This window comes from Paenibacillus sp. TAB_01 (genome assembly GCF_043945595.1).
In the GTDB taxonomy this organism is placed as follows: Bacteria; Bacillota; Bacilli; order Paenibacillales; family NBRC-103111; genus Paenibacillus_S.
In genome coordinates, this window is the sequence record NZ_JBIFNP010000001.1 from 1161959 (window position 1) to 1179501 (window position 17543).

General features: G+C 53.1%; 17 protein-coding genes and 1 pseudogene. 15 read left to right on the forward strand and 3 right to left on the reverse strand.

The annotated features are described in order from the left end of the window. Positions 1–174 precede the first annotated feature (174 nt). The 7 genes from ACHHV8_RS05660 to ACHHV8_RS05690 all read left to right on the forward strand — a co-directional run bounded on the left by ACHHV8_RS05660 (position 175) and on the right by ACHHV8_RS05690 (position 5631). The gene (locus ACHHV8_RS05660) at positions 175–1023 is read left to right on the forward strand and encodes a sensor histidine kinase (protein ID WP_395157409.1); all 849 of its coding nucleotides are present in this window, start codon (positions 175–177) and stop codon (positions 1021–1023) included. Further along, complete coding sequence (locus tag ACHHV8_RS05665) at positions 1020–1694, forward strand: response regulator (protein WP_395157410.1); 675 nt, start codon at positions 1020–1022, stop codon at positions 1692–1694. Before ACHHV8_RS05660 ends, ACHHV8_RS05665 begins: the two co-directional genes overlap by 4 nt. An 83-nt stretch (positions 1695–1777) precedes the next feature. Next, positions 1778–2425, forward strand: coding sequence for a YcnI family copper-binding membrane protein (locus tag ACHHV8_RS05670; protein ID WP_395157411.1), 648 nt, complete (start codon positions 1778–1780; stop codon positions 2423–2425). Positions 2426–2543: 118 nt separating this feature from the next. Continuing rightward, positions 2544–3308, forward strand: a complete 765-nt coding sequence (locus tag ACHHV8_RS05675; RefSeq protein WP_395157412.1) for a CAP domain-containing protein — start codon at positions 2544–2546, stop codon at positions 3306–3308. Positions 3309–3503: 195 nt separating this feature from the next. Continuing rightward, positions 3504–3977 carry a large conductance mechanosensitive channel protein MscL gene (gene mscL, locus ACHHV8_RS05680; RefSeq protein ID WP_395163431.1) on the forward strand — a complete coding sequence of 158 codons (474 nt, stop codon included), beginning with the start codon at positions 3504–3506 and terminating at the stop codon, positions 3975–3977. A gap of 129 nt (positions 3978–4106) precedes the next feature. Then, positions 4107–5237 (forward strand): alginate lyase family protein, encoded by a 1131-nt coding sequence (locus ACHHV8_RS05685; RefSeq protein WP_395157413.1) that lies wholly within the window; start codon positions 4107–4109, stop codon positions 5235–5237. Positions 5238–5406: 169 nt separating this feature from the next. Further along, positions 5407–5631 (forward strand): helix-turn-helix domain-containing protein, encoded by a 225-nt coding sequence (locus ACHHV8_RS05690; RefSeq protein WP_028547616.1) that lies wholly within the window; start codon positions 5407–5409, stop codon positions 5629–5631. A 114-nt stretch (positions 5632–5745) separates the two neighbouring features. On the opposite strand, the gene ACHHV8_RS05695 is transcribed toward ACHHV8_RS05690, so the two are convergent. Further along, complete coding sequence (locus ACHHV8_RS05695) at positions 5746–6240, reverse strand: hypothetical protein (RefSeq protein ID WP_395157414.1); 495 nt, start codon at positions 6238–6240, stop codon at positions 5746–5748. Further along, entirely contained in the window at positions 6200–6877 is a 678-nt protein-coding gene (locus ACHHV8_RS05700; protein WP_395157415.1) for a hypothetical protein, read from the reverse strand. The genes ACHHV8_RS05695 and ACHHV8_RS05700 overlap by 41 nt, the downstream gene beginning before the upstream one ends. A 489-nt stretch (positions 6878–7366) precedes the next feature. On the opposite strand from ACHHV8_RS05700, the gene ACHHV8_RS05705 reads away from it, so the two are divergent. The 8 genes and pseudogenes from ACHHV8_RS05705 to ACHHV8_RS05740 all read left to right on the forward strand — a co-directional run bounded on the left by ACHHV8_RS05705 (position 7367) and on the right by ACHHV8_RS05740 (position 16455). Beyond that, positions 7367–8365, forward strand: a complete 999-nt coding sequence (locus ACHHV8_RS05705; RefSeq protein ID WP_395157416.1) for a cache domain-containing protein — start codon at positions 7367–7369, stop codon at positions 8363–8365. Continuing rightward, positions 8289–9068 carry a sensor histidine kinase gene (locus tag ACHHV8_RS05710; RefSeq protein WP_395157417.1) on the forward strand — a complete coding sequence of 260 codons (780 nt, stop codon included), beginning with the start codon at positions 8289–8291 and terminating at the stop codon, positions 9066–9068. Before ACHHV8_RS05705 ends, ACHHV8_RS05710 begins: the two co-directional genes overlap by 77 nt. Before the next feature lie 16 nt (positions 9069–9084). Further along, positions 9085–10641, forward strand: a complete 1557-nt coding sequence (locus tag ACHHV8_RS05715) for a response regulator (protein WP_395157418.1) — start codon at positions 9085–9087, stop codon at positions 10639–10641. 150 nt (positions 10642–10791) lie between these two features. Then, positions 10792–12108: an ABC transporter substrate-binding protein gene (locus ACHHV8_RS05720; protein WP_395157419.1), complete on the forward strand. Its 1317-nt coding sequence runs from the start codon at positions 10792–10794 to the stop codon at positions 12106–12108. A 337-nt stretch (positions 12109–12445) separates the two neighbouring features. Further along, positions 12446–13354 (forward strand): carbohydrate ABC transporter permease, encoded by a 909-nt coding sequence (locus ACHHV8_RS05725; RefSeq protein WP_395157420.1) that lies wholly within the window; start codon positions 12446–12448, stop codon positions 13352–13354. A gap of 19 nt (positions 13355–13373) precedes the next feature. Beyond that, a complete protein-coding gene (locus tag ACHHV8_RS05730; protein ID WP_395163432.1) occupies positions 13374–14198 on the forward strand; it encodes a carbohydrate ABC transporter permease in 825 nt (274 codons plus the stop codon). A gap of 32 nt (positions 14199–14230) precedes the next feature. Next, the gene (locus ACHHV8_RS05735; RefSeq protein ID WP_395157421.1) at positions 14231–15256 is read left to right on the forward strand and encodes a glycoside hydrolase family 88/105 protein; all 1026 of its coding nucleotides are present in this window, start codon (positions 14231–14233) and stop codon (positions 15254–15256) included. 31 nt (positions 15257–15287) lie between these two features. After that, a pseudogene (locus ACHHV8_RS05740) lies at positions 15288–16455 on the forward strand (rhamnogalacturonan acetylesterase). Positions 16456–16753: 298 nt separating this feature from the next. Here the strand turns inward: ACHHV8_RS05740 and ACHHV8_RS05745 are convergent. Beyond that, complete coding sequence (locus ACHHV8_RS05745) at positions 16754–17527, reverse strand: Cof-type HAD-IIB family hydrolase (RefSeq protein ID WP_395157422.1); 774 nt, start codon at positions 17525–17527, stop codon at positions 16754–16756. Positions 17528–17543 lie beyond the last annotated feature (16 nt).

Genomic DNA, 17543 nt, shown 5'->3' on the forward strand with positions numbered 1-17543 from the left:
CTGCAGAGCCGTCTCTTTTTGCTATGCTAACGGGTTCTCTCTAAATGCCCTAGTCTCATCGGAGCAGTGAGATTTCCCGATGGGAAGCCGCCCCTGCCGTTTATTGGAACAGCGGGCTTATGTTATACTAGCACCATATTTGCATACTGAAACAGGAAAGCGGGTGAAGCTGGTATGTCCTTACGGACCTTGAAAACGTTGACGATTCTCATCCCGCCGCTCATTATCGGCGGCTTCGAATACATCCGGCACGATTTTTTGCTGTCGGAGCTTTCCATGGAATCCGGCAATTTATATATCACGCTGCTGACGCTTCTGCTGTCTTATGTGTTCGCCTCCTGGATGTTCCACAGTATCGGGCGGACGAATGAGCAGCTTGCCGCAGAGGAAGCCAAACGTGCCGTTTACGAGGAACGGGAGCGGCTTGCGCAGGAACTGCACGACAACATTGCGCAGATTTTGTTTTTCCTCAACGTTCAGCTCAAAAAAGGCCAGCTGCAGGAAGCGCGCTCCGCCGTCGCCGAAATCGATCACCATCTCCGGCAGGCTATCTTCAATCTGCGCACCCCGCCGGAGGAGGCAGCGGATTTTCCGGCGCGCCTGAGCACCTGGCTTGAGGAATGGAGCGGCATTACCGGGATCGCCGTCGAGCAGTCCATCCGGGTGCCCGAAGAGATACCGCCCTCCTCGGAGGTGCAGCTGTTCGCGATTATCCGGGAAGCCTTTACGAACGTCCGCAAGCATTCGGAGGCCGATCATGCAGTGATCGAATTGGGACAAGCGGAGACGGAAGGCCGCTGGATCTTACGCATCCGGGACAATGGAATCGGGCTAAGCCCCGAGCCCAAGGAAACGGCGGAAACTCCGGCAGCAGCTCAAGGCTCCAGCTCCTCCAACCGGTACGGCTTATTTCAGATGCGCAAGCATGCTGAAGCGCTGGGGGCGGAGCTGACGGTGACAACAGTGGAGCAAGGGGGGACGGAGGTTTGCGTCACTGGTACGATGAGAGGGAGGAATGTATGATGAAGTATAGGGTGCTGATTACCGATGACCACCCGCTCGCACGCAGAGCGGTGCGTACGCTGCTTGACGGCGAGCCGGAGTTCGAAGTGGTCGGGGAGGCGGACAGCGGGGAGCGGGCGCTCGAGCTGTGCCGGGAGCTGCTGCCGGATCTGGTCCTGATGGATATTCAAATGCCGCACATGTCGGGCCTGGAGGCGACCCGCCGAATCAAGCAGCACAATCCGCACATCCGTATCGTCATGCTGACCGTATCGGATGACGTCGCCGACTTGTTCACGGCCATCCAGTATGGCGCGCAGGGCTACCTATTGAAAAATATGGATCCCGACGATTGGTTAAACTATCTTCGCGGGCTGCTTGACGACCAGTCCGAGATCGCCAGGGGATTGGCCGACCGGTTGTTTTACCAGTTTCGGACAGGCCCTAAGCTTCAGGAGGACGAGATCAAGCCGGGCGTGCTGTCCGAGCGGGAGGGCGAGATTCTCGTACAGGTAGCCAGCGGCCGCAGCAACCGTCAAATCGCTGAGCTGCTCTCGATTACCGAGAATACGGTAAAGAACCATATCAAAAATATTTTGAGCAAGCTGTCGCTCGATAACCGCGTTCAGCTGACCTCTTATGCAATCCGGCACGGGTTGACACAGATTAGTCAAAAAAAATCCCGCCAATAGCCCGATGGGGTCATGTGCAGTGCGTCCGGTTTTAGGTAAATTAGAAGCAGATCAAGGACGAGAACGAAAGGATGACATTGTACATGAAGAAAACCCATTTGTTTATCATGCTGTGCCTGTTTTTCACATTGGTCGGGGGAGGCGTCGCGAGCGCGCACGTCACCGTTCAGCCTGCGGAAACGACACAGGGCTCCTATGAAAAATTCGCGGTCCGTGTGCCGACCGAGAAGGACATTCCGACCGTGAAGGTCGAGATCAAGTTCCCGCTGGATTCGGTTTCGATTTCCCGCTTTGAGCCGAAGCCGGGCTGGAAATACGATTTGGCCAAGGATGCTTCCGGCAAAATTACGGGAGTGACCTGGACCGCTACGGGCGAAGGCTTATCGCCTACGGAGTTCGGGGAATTTTACATGCAGGGCAAGGTTGCCGATAATGCTACCAGCATTTTATGGAAGGCTTACCAGACCTACAAGGACGGCAGCGTAGTGGAATGGGTCGGCGCGCAGGGCTCGGATAAACCGGCTTCCGTGACGAAGGTGAACGCGAAGCCAGCGGGCGCCGCTTCCGACAGTCACGGCAACACGGCAGCCCCGGCCGCCGGTCATGACCAGCCTGCTCAGCAGGCAGCAGGCAGCGCTTCGCAGGTGCCGCTGTATCTGTCGATCATTGCTCTTATACTGGGCGTCATCGCGCTGTTGCTTTCTTTAACGAAAAGAAAAGCAAGCCGCTAAAAGCGCCGGAGTTCACAACGGATTTCCCTTCGGGGAAGTCCGTTTTTTTTGGCTAAAATCCGGCCTTTCAGGGGATGCTTTGGTATGAAACCAATTTGTAACATGGAGGAATGAATGGATGCTTGGCAAGTGGAAAAAGAGCAAGCCGTTAGCCGTCCTTCTGCTTAGTCTGCTGCTGCTGTTCTCGTTGAGCACAAGCGCTCTCGGCTTTGGCAGCGACGCGAAGGGCCCGGATGTATTCGCAGTTCAAGGGATGCTGAAGTCTATGGGGTATTTCCCGGGCGAGATCAGCGGTTATTACGGCCCTGAGACCGTTCAGGGCGTCAAAGCGTTTCAGAAAGCCTACGGTTTGCCCGTTACGGGCGCCGTCGACGATAAGACGCTCCAGGCTATTTTGTGGGCGTACGGGAACCTGAAGCTGCCGAAAGCGCCGGCTCCTAAAGAGGAACCTGCTCCGGCCCCTGCGCCGAATCCGCCGCCGTCGGATAATGACTCCAGCTTGACGCCGGAAGAGCAGCAAATGGTCGACTTGGTGAACGAGGCCAGAAAACAAGAGGGGCTTCAGCCGCTTGCGGTAGATCCGGAGCTGACGAAAACCGCCAGATTGAAGAGCCAGGATATGGTGGACAAAAACTATTTCTCGCACGACTCGCCAACCTACGGCTCGCCGTTCGATATGATGAAGCAGTTCGGCATCAGCTACTCCACCGCAGGGGAAAATATCGCCTGCAATCAGAGCGTCGAAGCCGCGCATAAAGCGCTTATGGAGTCGCCGGGCCACCGCGCCAATATTTTGAGCAAGGATTTCACGCATATCGGCATCGGCATTGTGAACGGCGGATCCTGCGGCAAAATGTTTACCCAGCAGTTTATCGGCAAATAAAGACGAGAAGATAAGGTCACTCAAGCTCCTCTGATCCGGCCAACCGGACAGAGGGGCTTTATTTTGTTGTCCGGATGCGTTCCAGCAAGAATGCAGGCAAAAAGAACGGACTGGGCCCGTCCCATCGACCTTGTGCGGAAAATCGGGTATGATAGAGGCAAATAGGGATAAAGGAGTTACCGTATGCCAACGAAAATGATTAAAGAGTTCAAGGAATTTGCAATGAAGGGGAATATGATTGATCTGGCGATCGGGGTCATCATAGGAGGAGCTTTCGGCAAGGTGGTCACCTCCATCGTCAATGACGTGGTTATGCCGCCGATCGGTTTGCTGCTCGGCAAAGTGAACTTTGCCGATTTGTTCATCAGCCTGGACGGAAAGCACTATGAGTCGCTGGCGGCGGCGAAAGGTGCGGGCGCGGCCACATTAAATTACGGGCTGTTCATCAATACGCTGCTCGATTTCCTGATCGTTTCCTTCGTTATTTTCATTACCGTCAAGCAATTGAACCGGCTGCGCAAGAAGCAGGAGGAGAAGCCGGACCCGAAAAAGGAAACGAAGGAATGTCCGGAGTGCCTATCTGAAATTCCCAAGCTGGCGGTACGCTGCAAGTATTGCACGGCTTACGTCGAGTCGACCGGCAGCATTTCGTCCAGAACGATGAACTAGCTCTAAGCCGTTCGGCCCGGAGTGAGATCTGAAAATAAGCCAAAAACAGCTGAGTATTGTCACTGTTCGGCTTCAAGTCCTATCCTTTATACTGAAAGGATACTTGGTGATTGAAGGAGTCGGATGGAGATGTTAAATAGAGCATGGAAAACGGGATCAGGCGCGGCTGCTGCGGCTTCGTGGCTGGATTCCGCCTGGATTATAAAGCAGGGAGACGCCGCCTTGGCCGCATCGCCCGTTCATATTACCCAAGCCGCGGCTCCGATGAGCGAAGGCGGCATCCACGATTATTATTCCAATGGCGACTATTGGTGGCCGAACCCGGATACGGCGGACGGATTGCCTTACATACGCCGGGACGGCGAAAGCAACCCCGGTAACTTTGACCGCCACCGCCTCCTGCTGCGCGGCATGCGGACGCATGTGGCGAACCTGGCCGCAGCCTATAAGCTGACGGCGGATGAAGCATATGCAGAGCACGCGGTGCGCATGCTGAGAGCTTTTTTTCTGGATGCCGAGACGCTGATGCATCCGCATTTGCTGTATGCGCAGGCGATCCCGGGCGTTTGCTCCGGCAGAGGCATCGGCATCATCGATACGCTGCATTTGATCGATGTGCCTTTGGCCGTTGAAGCCTTGCGGGATTCTTCAGCTATGGCCGAGGATGTGTACCGGGGGCTGAGGGATTGGTTCGCCGCTTATTTGCATTGGATGTGCACGCATCCCAACGGGATCGAAGAGATGAATGCGGACAACAATCACGGGGTATGCTGGTTCGTGCAGGCTGCCGTTTTCGGATGGTTTACGCGGAACGAGGATGTCCTTCAGCTGTGCAGAGAACGGTACAAAACCTCGCTGCTGCCGGACCAAATGGCTGCCGATGGCAGCTTCCCCCGCGAGCTGGCCCGAACCAAGCCGTACGGCTATTCGATTTTTGTGCTGGACAATATGACGACGCTGTGTCATGTGCTCTCCACGCCGGAGGATGATCTGTGGGCTTATGAGCTGCCGGATGGCAGAGGCATTCGTCTGGGGCTCGACTATCTTGTCCCTTATTTGAAGGATAAGGCGCTGTGGCCGTACGCTCCGGACGTGGAGCACGACGAAGGGTGGCCGGCGCAGGTATCCTCGCTCCTGTTCGCAGGGCTTGCCCTTGGACGGCAGGACTACCTGCAGCTGTGGTCCCGGCTGGAGCGGGACCCGGCCGACCCGGAGGTGCGGCGTAATATCGCGGTTCGCCAGCCGCTGCTTTGGCTGTAATAAGTATGAGGACGTCTTCTATCGAAGGCGTCTTTTTTATATTTTTCACTTTATAAAAGCCCATTTTTCCAAGCTATTGCACCATTAATTGGCGCTCTTCATAAACTGAATTTGACTGTATCCCTACACCTTGTAATGATACAAAAACCCGGGCAAGGAGGGGTGACACTTGAAGGGCAGCGACCATAAAAGTAAATTTTTACTAACGAATCGTGAACGCGAAGTTTTTGAATTGTTGGTGCAGGACAAAACGACCAAGGATATCGCACAACAGCTGTTTATCAGCGAAAAAACGGTGCGTAACCATATTTCCAACGTCATGCAAAAACTAAATGTGAAAGGTCGTTCACAAGCAGTTGTCGAGCTAATCAAGCTTGGGGAATTAACGATTTGATGGTCTGACAACCCCGATTTGCATATGCTTAACCCGCTCAAGCCTTCTGGCACAAGTTCCCTTCGGGGAGCTGTACGGAAGGCTCTTTGGTTTGAATAGCGGCTTCGGCCCGCTTCAGGACACCATGCCGATGGAATCGATTTTCCACGGTTCCGTTATCGAGCTGCGTTTGAGCTCAAACGTCATCCGCAGGTGGACATCCTTGTGATTTGTACGCTTCATGCGGACATCGACCGGGATTTCCATAGCGAGCGACTCGGTGGCATCCGGCTTACTGCCTGCTGCCCCTTGATTTTCATGAATCCAATGTGCGGATGGCGAAGACTGCAGAAAAAACGCAAGCTGCTGCTGCTTCCCCTGAGCGAAGCTCATTTTGGCAATTTGCATTTCCCGCATGTTCAACGCCAGGAAGAAGATATCGATCAGCTGGTCCGGAGCGGCTTGGTTTAAATAGTCCCCGATTTTGCCGCCGGCCTTGTAGATCATTAATTGATGATCCGGATCGACCTTGCCGGAACGATGGGTCGTGCTCCCCAGAAAGTGAATGCAGAAATGGCCGGAAAAGTCGTTATCCGGGATGCCGTCGCCCCCGTGCGGCATGCCGTGCATTGAAGCGGCGAGCTTGTGCCCTTCGCTCTCCACTAGGATCTAACCGGCGTGCCCAGCTCCAGGCGCCGCCATAAATTTGTTTCATAATGGCCGTATCTTCCTTGGTCAGCGGCTGTACGTCGGCGTGGCTGGAGCCGGCCCTTCTCTGGACGTGAAAGGACAGTCCCGTTTCCATATCGGTTACTTTGAACTTGGTGAATTTCGGAAGGATTTGCTTCGCTTGCTCCCATTCGACGATAGTGCCGTAATGCGCTGCACGCATTTTTGCGGCATGCTTCAGGAGCATTGCGCTCCATTTGCGCTTCAGTTCGAGCCTTTCCATCGGAGACTCGCTGTACAGGTAGCCTTGCGTATCCATTGCATATGTTGTGGTTTGACCGTCGGCCGTGACGGTAAGATAAGTGTCGGTTGCGGGAATTTCGACGGCGGATGACCGCTGCTCCGGCTGCTCCAGAGCCTGCAGAAGGTGTGAATCCGTCAGCTCAAGCCGCGCCGCCCATGCGGATTCTGAAGAGACCTTGACGGTCAGCTCCAGTGTTGAGCCGGAGCCCGGGGCTGCCTGTGCTGTAGAGCAGAACAGAAAGAATAGGAAAAGGAAGGGTGCGGCAAGTGCCCAACGCTGTACGAATAGAACCATGGTCATCTCCCTCTAAATGAATTGATCCATAGTCATTTTTTGCATAACATTGAAAAACAAATAGAGGAAAATGAAACCATACGTCTATCGAAGAGAACTCATGAACCGGTTAAGCCAATTTTAAAAGATTGCCCAAATATTGAATGAGGCCCATAGCAATACCGCCGAACAAAAAATAACTAATTGCCAGACTGCACAAAACGAGAAACAAATTTTTGAAGAAATTCAATATTTTATTCAACTCCAATACATTTTGGCGCCGCAGGGGACGCTCGTATTACGATACCCCATTTACCGCGATGGCGCAAGGTTCTTCAAGCCTACCATGGCGCGGTTAGTGACACGTAAGGGGAGTATGCTACAATGGGAGCAATTAAGGAAGCGGCAGAGCCGAAAGAGGGAGAAGGCTTGGGGGGATGAGGATTTGATATGAAAGGCTCTAAAATGACGCTACGGCAAAGATATTTAAACCTGAGGATTAAGCATAAGGTGTTTTTATTGATAGGCAGTATCATGGCTGTCTGTTTTTTGATCACCTATTTGGTGCTGCAATACGCTTATACGATTTACGATGAGCAGCTGTACTCGAAGTCGTCGCAAATATTGAATTTGTCGGCCGGGGGGATTGAGAATGAGCTTCGCAAAAGCGAGCGGCAGTCGTTCAGCATGGCGACGGATTCGCAGATTCAGAGCCTGCTGATGTCTTTGAAGCCGGAGACGCCCGAATATGAGCAGTACCGGATCCGTTCCTATATTGTGGACAAGCTCGTCCAGTATGCGGGCTACGAGAAATATATCGAATCCATTGAAGTAGTAGACCTGCTGGGCGTTTCTACACGCGCCGGTGTGAACAAGGCGACGACGCCGGAGCGGGAGCAGTTCATTATCGACGAATCGATCAAAGGCTCGGGCGAAATGAGGTGGATTTACCCGACGGAAGCGGACTCTACTTTAATCGGCGCGCGGGAAATCCGGTCGTACGAAAATTTGAATCTGAACCGGCTCGGGACGCTCATCATCCGGTTTAAGTTCGACAAGATCGTGGATGACCTAACGGCAGGCACGGACCTAAGAAACGGGGAAATGCTGATCACGTCCGGGCAAAATACAATCTATCCTCTTGATGCGGATAAACGTATTTTTTCAGATCGTTTATTCAACCGCTCCGCGCAGGGCGGATATTTTATCGGCCAGTGGAACGGCCTGTCTTATTTCTCTACGCATATTCAATCCGGTTACTTGGGCTGGTCCGTATTACAGCCTGATTCCGTTCGAGCAAATTTTCCAAAAAATTATTTTCATGAAAAATATGCTCTTGATCGGGTTCGCCGGCAGCCTGCTGATCGTCCTCTTCATGGCGGTCGCTTTCTCCCGCAGCATTACGAAGCCGATCGAGCTGCTCATCTCGCGGATGAAGCAGGCGCAGCTCGGCGATTTCAGCCAGGCCCAGACCGAGCTTGTCGAGATGGCGGCGGTGCCGATGGATGAGGTGGGCCAATTGCATCGGACGTACCGCTTGATGATTCAGAAAATTAACGAGCTGATTACGGAAAACTACGCGAAGCAAATCGTGATTAAAGAAACGCAGTTCAAAGCGCTGCAGGCGCAGATTAATCCGCATTTTTTATATAACACGCTGGAGTCGATCAACTGGCTCGCCAAGGCGAACGGTCAGAAGCAAATTTCCAGTATGGTGGAGGCGCTCGGCTTTTTGCTGCGAAGCTCTATCAGTTTGAAGGAAACGCTCATCACAGTTCAGGAAGAGCTCGACATTGTGACGAATTATTTGATTATTCAGAAGTACCGGTTTGAGGACCGGCTGCTGTTTGAGCTGGATATGCCCGAGGAGGCGAAGAGCGCTTATCTTCCCAAGCTGACGCTGCAGCCGCTGCTGGAGAACGCGATTCACTATGGCCTGGAGACGATGCTTGAGCCGTGCCGTATCCGCATTACAGGAGAAGTCGAGGGCGACAGGCTGCGCATCACCGTGGAGGATAACGGACAGGGGATGAGCGCGGAGCTGCTGGAGCAGGTCCGGGCGGGAGCTGCGCCTACACGGGGAAGCGGGATCGGCTTGAAAAACATCGAAGAACGGATTATTATCGCGTTCGGTGAAGCTTACGGCATCCGGATTGAGAGCGAGCCTGAACGGGGCACCCAAGTCAGCGTAATGATCCCCTATACCAGATGAAATGAGGGAGCAGAGAATGTATAAAGTGTTATTGGTAGACGATGAGCGGATTATTCTGGACGGTATTTCGAATGTGGTTCCATGGCAGGAGGCCGGAACGGAGCTGATGGGTACCGCGCGCAACGGGATCGAGGCTTTCGAGAAAATCCAGCAGGACCCGCCGGACATTATTATCAGCGACATTCGCATGCCGGGCATGGACGGGCTTCAGCTGGCGGAGAAGGTCAGCGAACAATTTCCGGGCATCCGGATGATACTGTTGTCCGGCTTCAGCGAGTTTCAGTATGCGCAGAGCGCCATGAAGTACGGCGTCCGACATTATTTACTGAAGCCCTGTAACGAGAGCAAAATTACCGAGGCGCTTCAGGAATTGGTGGACGAGCTGAAGCAATCCGAAGAGGAAGAAGATTTTATCCGCAATATGAGGTACGGGCTGGAGAAAATGCTGCCGCAAATGAAGGAGCAGTTTTTGAAGGAATTCGTTACGAATAAAACGTATGGTGCCCACGATTGGGCATACTATGCAGACCTGTTCTCTATCGATTTGGGCAGCCGCAGAGTCCGCCTGATTCTGTTCCAGCTGGAGGGCCGGTTCGAGTTCGAGCATCTGTTTGCGGTCAAGAATATCGCGGGCGAGCTGCTGGAGCATCCGGTGCTCAGCTCTACGGTGGGCGATCATGTGCTGATGGTCGTAGAGGACAGGGAGGACGTGAGCCGGCTGCATGAGCGGATTGAGCAGATTCGTACGACATTCCTGCATTATTACAAAATCGATCTGACGATTGCGCTGAGCGAAGCGGACGAAATCACCAGAGCCCGGCTGCTGTACAGGCAAACGGTCGAGTGTCTGAATTACCGCTTCTATTTGGGCGAGGGCAGCTTGATCACGCCGCGAGATATTGTCGATGTTCAGTCGCGCGAGGCGGCCAAGGAGTGGAGCTACGACGATGAGAAGCTGCTGCTGCAAATCAAGACGGGCCAACGGGAAGAAGCGGTAGAGGAAATCGATGCGTTTTTTGCCAAAATCGGCGCGCTCCGTCTCGATATCGAGACGTCCAAATCGTACGTCATCCAGCTGTTTATGGCTGTGGTGCGCCTCGCCGATCCCGAACGGATGAATGATTACATGGAGAAGCTGGTCAAGCTGGCCGAGATGAACACACTTGCCGCTATTCAAAGCTTGTTTAAGGAAATGGCGGGAGAGATTGCGCTCAACAACTATGATAAGCACAAAAACAAGCACAGCGCGATAGTGGAGAAAGTGACCGAGATTATTGAGGAGCAGCTGGGCAATCCCGCGCTTTCGCTCAACTGGGTAGCGCATCAGATGCTGTATATGAACGCCGATTATTTGGGCAAGCTGTTCAAAAAAGAGACCGGGGAGAAATTCTCCAATTACGTCATGCGGCTGCGGATCAAAAAGGCGACGGAAGTGATCGAGAAGAACGAGGACGTGAAAATATTCGAGATTGCGGAAATGCTCGGTTTTGGCGATAATCCGCAATATTTCAGCCAGGTTTTTAAAAAATATGTCGGATGCACTCCGTCGGAATATATGAAATCCCCCTCATAAGTCTGTTTTTTAAACAAAGAAAACGGTTTTTTGGATTAACGATTTAGGCTGAAAGTAAGATAATGAACATGTAAGCGCTACGAAAAAGGTTGAACAAACAACAAGCGAAGACATTTACCGGACTTTACGACAAAAGGGGAGGAAATAAATATGAAGAAAGCGATTGGACTGATCCTTTCGGCAGCTCTTGTATTCACAGGCTGTTCGAGCGGCGGCGGAGCCAGCACGGCGCCGGCCGGAGATAAAACAAATGCGGCGGCGGGATCGAGCAGCGAGCCTGTAAAACTGCGTATCGCCTGGTGGGGCGGTCAAGCAAGACACGATTACACGCTGAAGGTTATCGAGCTGTATCAGCAAAAAAATCCGAACGTCAAAATCGAAGCGGAATACGCGGCATTCGACGACTACTGGAAAAAGCTCGCTCCGCAGGCGGCGGCCAACGATTTGCCGGATATTATCCAGATGGATATGAGCTACCTGGCTCAATACGGCGGCAGAGGCCAGCTTGAAGATTTGCGTCCATATACCGAGAAAGGCACGCTGGACGTGAAGGACGTTGCGGCGAACGTGCTCTCCGGCGGAGAATATAACGGCAAAATGTATCAAATCTCGCTCGGAACGAACGCCCTGGGCGCGACGGCAGATACCGAGCTGCTGAAGAAAGTCGGCGCAGATGTACCGTCCACGAGCTGGACTTGGGACGACATGGCGAAGATCGGGGAAAAGCTGAAAGCGAACGGCAAGCTGATTTCCGACTACATGCGCTATGACGTATTCTTCCCGTACTACCTGAGAACCGTCGGACAAAAAATGTACGCAGCAGACGGCACGCAGCTGGGCTACACGGACGACAAAGCATTCATCGACTACTACAAACGTTACCAAAGCTGGTATGACAACGGCTACTTCCTGAGCCTGGATAAGCTGGGACAAAAGAAATTTATCCCAGAGGATGATGAAATGGTTATGGGCAACGCGTTCGCGTCCATCGCTTGGTCCAACCAATATGTAGCGATGTCCGCAGCGGCGAAGCGTCCGCTGGATCTGCTTCCGATACCGGGACCTGATGCGAATAAAGGCTTGTTCCTGAAGCCAAGTATGGGCTTCTCCGTCACGAAGAACTCGAAGCAAAAAGAAGAAGCGGTTAAATTCATCAACTTCTTCGTGAACGATATCGATGCGAACAAAATCATTAAAGGCGAGCGCGGCGTACCGATCTCATCCAAGGTGAAGGAAGCGTTGAAGCCGCTGCTGTCCCCGGCCGAAGTCAAAGTATTTGACTACGTGGCATGGGCTGAGAAAAACAGCTCCCCAATGGATCCTCCGAACCCTGTAGGCTCCGTTGAAGTAGAGAAGCTTTTGAAAGACTTGAGCGAGCAAATATTGTACAAGAAAATTTCCGTTGAAGACGCCGCAGCGAAGTTCCGCAAAGAGGCGAATGCCATTCTGGCGAAAAACAAAAAATAATACAAACAGACCGGATGCTGACGGATACGACTCAGTGTCCGGTCTTTTTTTACATGATAGAAATTTATATGTTTTCGGGGTCCCCGCAAAGTACCTGAGTCCGCTTCGAAGCATAAGCCTCACTTTGTGGGGTTATTTTTTGCTTGTTTAATGACGCAGGAAGCATGCAACGGTATACGTCGGATTTTAGCGAAAACACACGGAAGGTGTAGTCTGTTTTTTGAACAAAATGAACGGTTTTTTGCCTTCTTATTCAACCTGTAATCCTTATAATGAAAAGTAAGAGGTAAGGAACACGCGCTTCCTTCGCACACTTTAAGCATAGGGGTTGAAGCTCATGAAACTATCGAAGCTGCGGGATCATGACAATACGGTCGGCTACGTATTTGCGGCACCGTTCATACTCGGGTTTTTGATTTTTACTTTATTTCCGATGTTCTCATCGCTTTATTATTCGTTCACCGATTACAACCTGCTCGAGGCGCCAAGATGGGTCGGCTTCGACAATTACCGTAAATTGTTCACGGACGACGAGAAAATATGGAAGTCCTTTCAGGTGACCTTCACCTACGTATTCGCCAGCGTTCCGCTCAGATTAGCGTTCGCGCTAATTGTCGCTATGCTGCTGAACAAAGCCGCACGCGGCATCGGCGTCTACCGTTCCGCTTACTACCTTCCGTCCCTGATCGGGGGCAGCGTCGCCGTTTCGATTATGTGGACGCAAATTTTCGGCGACAAAGGGCTGCTGAACTCGGTGCTCGGCATGATCGGCATCCATTCGGACACATCCTGGATCGGAAGCCCGGGGACGGCGCTGTGGACCTTGATTCTGCTGTCGGTATGGCAGTTCGGCTCTTCGATGCTGATCTTCCTGGCGGGCTTGAAGAACATCCCTCAGTCGCTGTATGAAGCGGCGGGCGTGGATGGAGCGAACAAGGTATACCAGTTTTTCCGCATTACGCTGCCGCTGCTCAGCCCGATTATTTTGTTCAACCTGATTATGCAAACGATCTCAGCCTTCATGACCTTTACTCCGGCTTATGTCATTTCCAGAGGCGAAGGCGGGCCGCTCGATAATACGCTGCTCTATTCCTTGTACTTGTACCGCCGGGCGTTCTCTTTCTTCGAGATGGGCTATGCATCGGCGATGGCTTGGGTGATGCTTATCATCATTGCTGTGATTTCCCTGCTTATTTTCAAAACATCCTCGTTCTGGGTGCACTACGAATCGAAAGGAGAGAAGTAAAATGCCGAACAGTCGTAAAATGTGGAAGCCGTGGATTTATCATTTAAGCGTCGGTATTTTGGCCTTCTTGATGATCTACCCGATTCTGTGGCTCGCCGTCAGCTCGTTGAAGCCGAATGACGAAATCTTTTCCCAGGCCTACAGCCTGATTCCGAGCCGTTTGGAGTTTTCGAACTACCTGACCGGCTGGAAAGGGTTCGCGGGAACGACATTCGCCACCTTTTTCAAGAACTCGTTCATTATCGTTATCTTTTCCACCATTGGCGCCGTCGTATCCTCCGCACTCGTTGCCTATGCTTTCGCCCGTATCCCGTTTAAAGGGAAGGGCTTCTGGTTCGCCTGTGTCATGATGACGATGATGCTGCCGAACGATGTAACGATCATTTCGCAGTACATTATGTTTGCCAAGCTGGGCTGGCTGTCTTCCTTTAAGCCGCTCATCGTGCCTAACTTTTTCGCAAAGCCGTTCTTTATTTTCCTGATTATGCAGTTTGTGCGTACGATCCCAATGGATCTGGACGAAGCGGCCAAAATGGACGGCTGCAGCAAGTACACAATTTTCTTCCGTGTCGTGCTTCCGCTGATCGTGCCTGCGATGGTGACTTCGACGATTTTCTCGTTCTACTGGAGCTGGGACGATTTCATCAACCCGCTGCTGTACTTGAACAAACCGACTTTGTACCCGGTATCGCTTGCGCTTAAATTGTTCCTGGACGGCGATTCGCTCAACAACTGGGGCGGGATGTTCGCGATGGCAACTCTGTCGCTTGCGCCGATTGTAGCCGTATTCTTGATTTTCCAGAAATACATTGTGGAAGGCATCAGCACCAGCGGTCTGAAATGAGAGGGAATCCAATGAGAGGAGAGGTTGAAGCTATGCCAGCATTACAATTCGACGAACAACAAATCCGTGAGGTGATTGACCGTGTCGTTCACCGCACGTTTCAAATGGACTTTAACTGGGATTGGCCGGGCGGCGTCGCTTATTACGGCGTAACCGAGGCTTACGAAGCGACAGGGAAACAGGAATATTTGGACCTGCTGAAAGGCTGGGTCGATGAGCAGCTGGAGGACGGTCTGCCGAAGCTGACGATCAACGGAGTATCTATCGGCCATTCCCTGCTTACCTTATATCAAGCGACAGGCGAGCAGAAGTATATCGATATTGCCGTGCAGATGGCGGATTTCCTGAAAAATGACGCGGAGCGTTTCGCCGATGGCATCTTCCAGCATACGGTGAATTCCGAAGCGTACAACTTCCCCGAGCAGGCTTGGGTCGATACGATGTTTATGGCAGGCTATTTCCTCGTGCGGATCGGCACGCTGCTCGGACGCGAGGATTACCTGGAGGATGGCATCAAGCAGTACCACGGGCACGAAAATTTCCTGCAGGACCCAGTAACGAACCTGTACTACCACGGCTGGGACAACCTGGCGCAGAACCATATGTCCGGCATTTTCTGGGCGCGGGGCAATTCCTGGGCCGCTATCACGATGGCTAGAGCGCTTCGCTTGATCCATGTCACGCACCCGTCGTTCATGGTCATCGAAGGCTCGCTCCGCGACCAATTGGCTGCGCTGGTTCGTCTGCAGGCTGCCGACGGCATGTGGCACACCGTATTGACAGATCCGACCTCCTACACGGAAACCTCGGGCTCGACAGGGATTGCGGCGGCGCTCTTGTCGAGCGGCAATATGTACAATAAATATGTGAATCCGGCGATCGAAGGCATTCTCTCCCGGATTACACCGGACGGCTCCGTGCTCGGCGTGTCCGCAGGTACGGCAGTCATGCGCGACATCGACGGTTACAAAGGCGTACCGCACAAGCGCGTACAAGGCTGGGGACAAGGCTTGGCCTTAACGTTCCTGTCGTCGCTGCTGCAAAGACAATTGTGGTAGAATCATATTAAAACATAACAGAAGTCTGTTCATGGCGGAGAAATGCCGGAACAGGCTTCTGCTGCGAATTGGGGAGGGAATTGATTTGAGCATCAAATCCTATCAGTTTGATTTCGGTCTGGGCGAGCCGGCGGAAGGCTATACGAAGATCACTCCGGAGACAGGCTATACGGCGGAGCGCGGATACGGCTTCGAGGCCCGCGGGCGGATTGCCGCGAGAGACCGCAAAGAGCCGGCGGCGCTGCGCCGGGATTTCTGCATCCCGGTAGATGCGGCATTTCGGCTGGATGTGCCGAACGGCAGGTATAACGTCACGCTGCTGATCGGCGATGAGCTTACCGAGACGTTGACGACCGTCAAGTCGGGTCCGGGCCGCTTGATGCTGCACAAGCTTAGGCACCGGCGCGGGGCAGTTGGAGAAGCAGAGCTTCTCCGTCCAGGTGGACGACGGACAGCTGAGGCTCGTATTCTCGGGGCTGGCGCCCCGCGTCAATGCGCTGGAGGTCGTCCCTTCGGTGCAGACGACGACGATCTTCCTGGCCGGGGATTCGACGGTGACGGACGAGACGGAGGACAACTATCCGTACGCCGGCTGGGGCCAGATGCTCCCGCAATGGTTCCGCGCCGAGGTAGCGGTATCCAACCATGCGAAGTCGGGCCGAAGCTCGAAGAGCTTTATCGGCGAAGGCCGGCTGGACGCGATTCTGGCTTCCATCCAGGCCAACGACTATTTGTTCATCCAGTTCGGGCATAACGATCAGAAAAGCGACGAGGCGCGCCATACCGACCCGTTCACTACGTATAAGGAGTATCTGAAGATATATATTGATGCGGCAAGAGAACGGGGAGCGCATCCCGTGCTGGTGACTTCGGTGCACCGGCGGTTTTTTGAGCCGGACGGCCGGCTGGCCGATACGCATAAGGATTATTTGACGGCGGTGAGGCAGCTGGCCGAGGAAGAGCAGGTGCCTTTGATCGACCTGGCCGAGCGGAGCAAGGCGTTGTTCGAGGCTTTAGGACCGGAGGAAACCAAAGCGGTCTTTATGTGGGCGGCGCCGGGTGAATTTATTCATTTTCCGGCAGGAACCGAGGATAACACGCATTTCCAGGAGGCCGGCGCGATCCAAATCGCGAAGCTGGTGGCGGAGGGCATCCGCGAGCTGCGGCTGCAGCCTTTGACTTTATACCTGCGTTCTTAAGCCGTTACGTTTAAGGCGAATGCAGGGGTTACGGCTTCATCTTTATCTTTATAAAGCAGAAAAAAGGGCGGTTCCCTTATCTGATAGGCTCTCCTTACCGCAGACAGGCGAAAATAATAAACCTGCCGCTGTAAGGGAAGCCTATCCAGTCATTTTGGATGACGCGGGGAACAGTCCTTTTTATATACGGCAGGATCGCTGCCGGGAAAGACGGATCAGAGCAGCCCGCCAGAGCCTCTCGGTCAGTAACATCCGGTCAGACACTCTGCTCAAAGAAGCCCGATCAGAAAAGTTGGAATCAGAGCAGCCCGATGGCTTTCAGCCCGTTCGCAATACCGTCCTCATCAACGGAAGTCGTAATGTAATCGGCGTAAGGCTTTAACCCCTCTACCGCATTGCCCATGGCGATGCCCATGCCGACCAGCTCCAGCATTTCCCGGTCATTAAGTCCGTCACCGAAAGCGGCGGCCTGCGACGGTTCAAGCTCCAGCGCGCGCAGCAGATCGAGAATGCCTCTTGCTTTCGAGCCTCCGACAGGCATGACATCAATCGCATACGGATGCCAGCGGACCAGACGGAGGTTCGGGAAAGCCTGCTCGTACCGGTGCTCGTCCGCCTCTGTGCAGTGAAGAAAGGCCTGGCAAATATCCGCTTCCTGCCAAAAATTCGGATTATATCCCGGCAGCTCCACTTTGAGGGAATGGATAGAATCGAGCACATGAGGGTGGTTCTCCGTATTGGCGAAATAGGAGGCTTCGCCCTGGAATACGAGCGGATGCCCGTGGGATCCGGCCAGCCGGTTCAGCAGCTCCAGATCTTCTTTGGGGATAGGGTATTTTTGCACGACCTTGCCTTTATACACAACATAGGCGCCGTTCAGGCTGACATAGGAATGAATGTCGAGCAGCTCGGCAATATGTGCAAAGAAGTAAGGCGCCCGTCCGGTTGCGATAACAGGCTCGATGCCCTTTGATTTTAGCTGACGAATGGCATGAATGGTCGATTCGGGAATTTCCTTGTTTTCATTGACCAATGTCCCATCTATGTCAAGGAATACGATCTTATAATCCATTTGCGTTCACATCCTC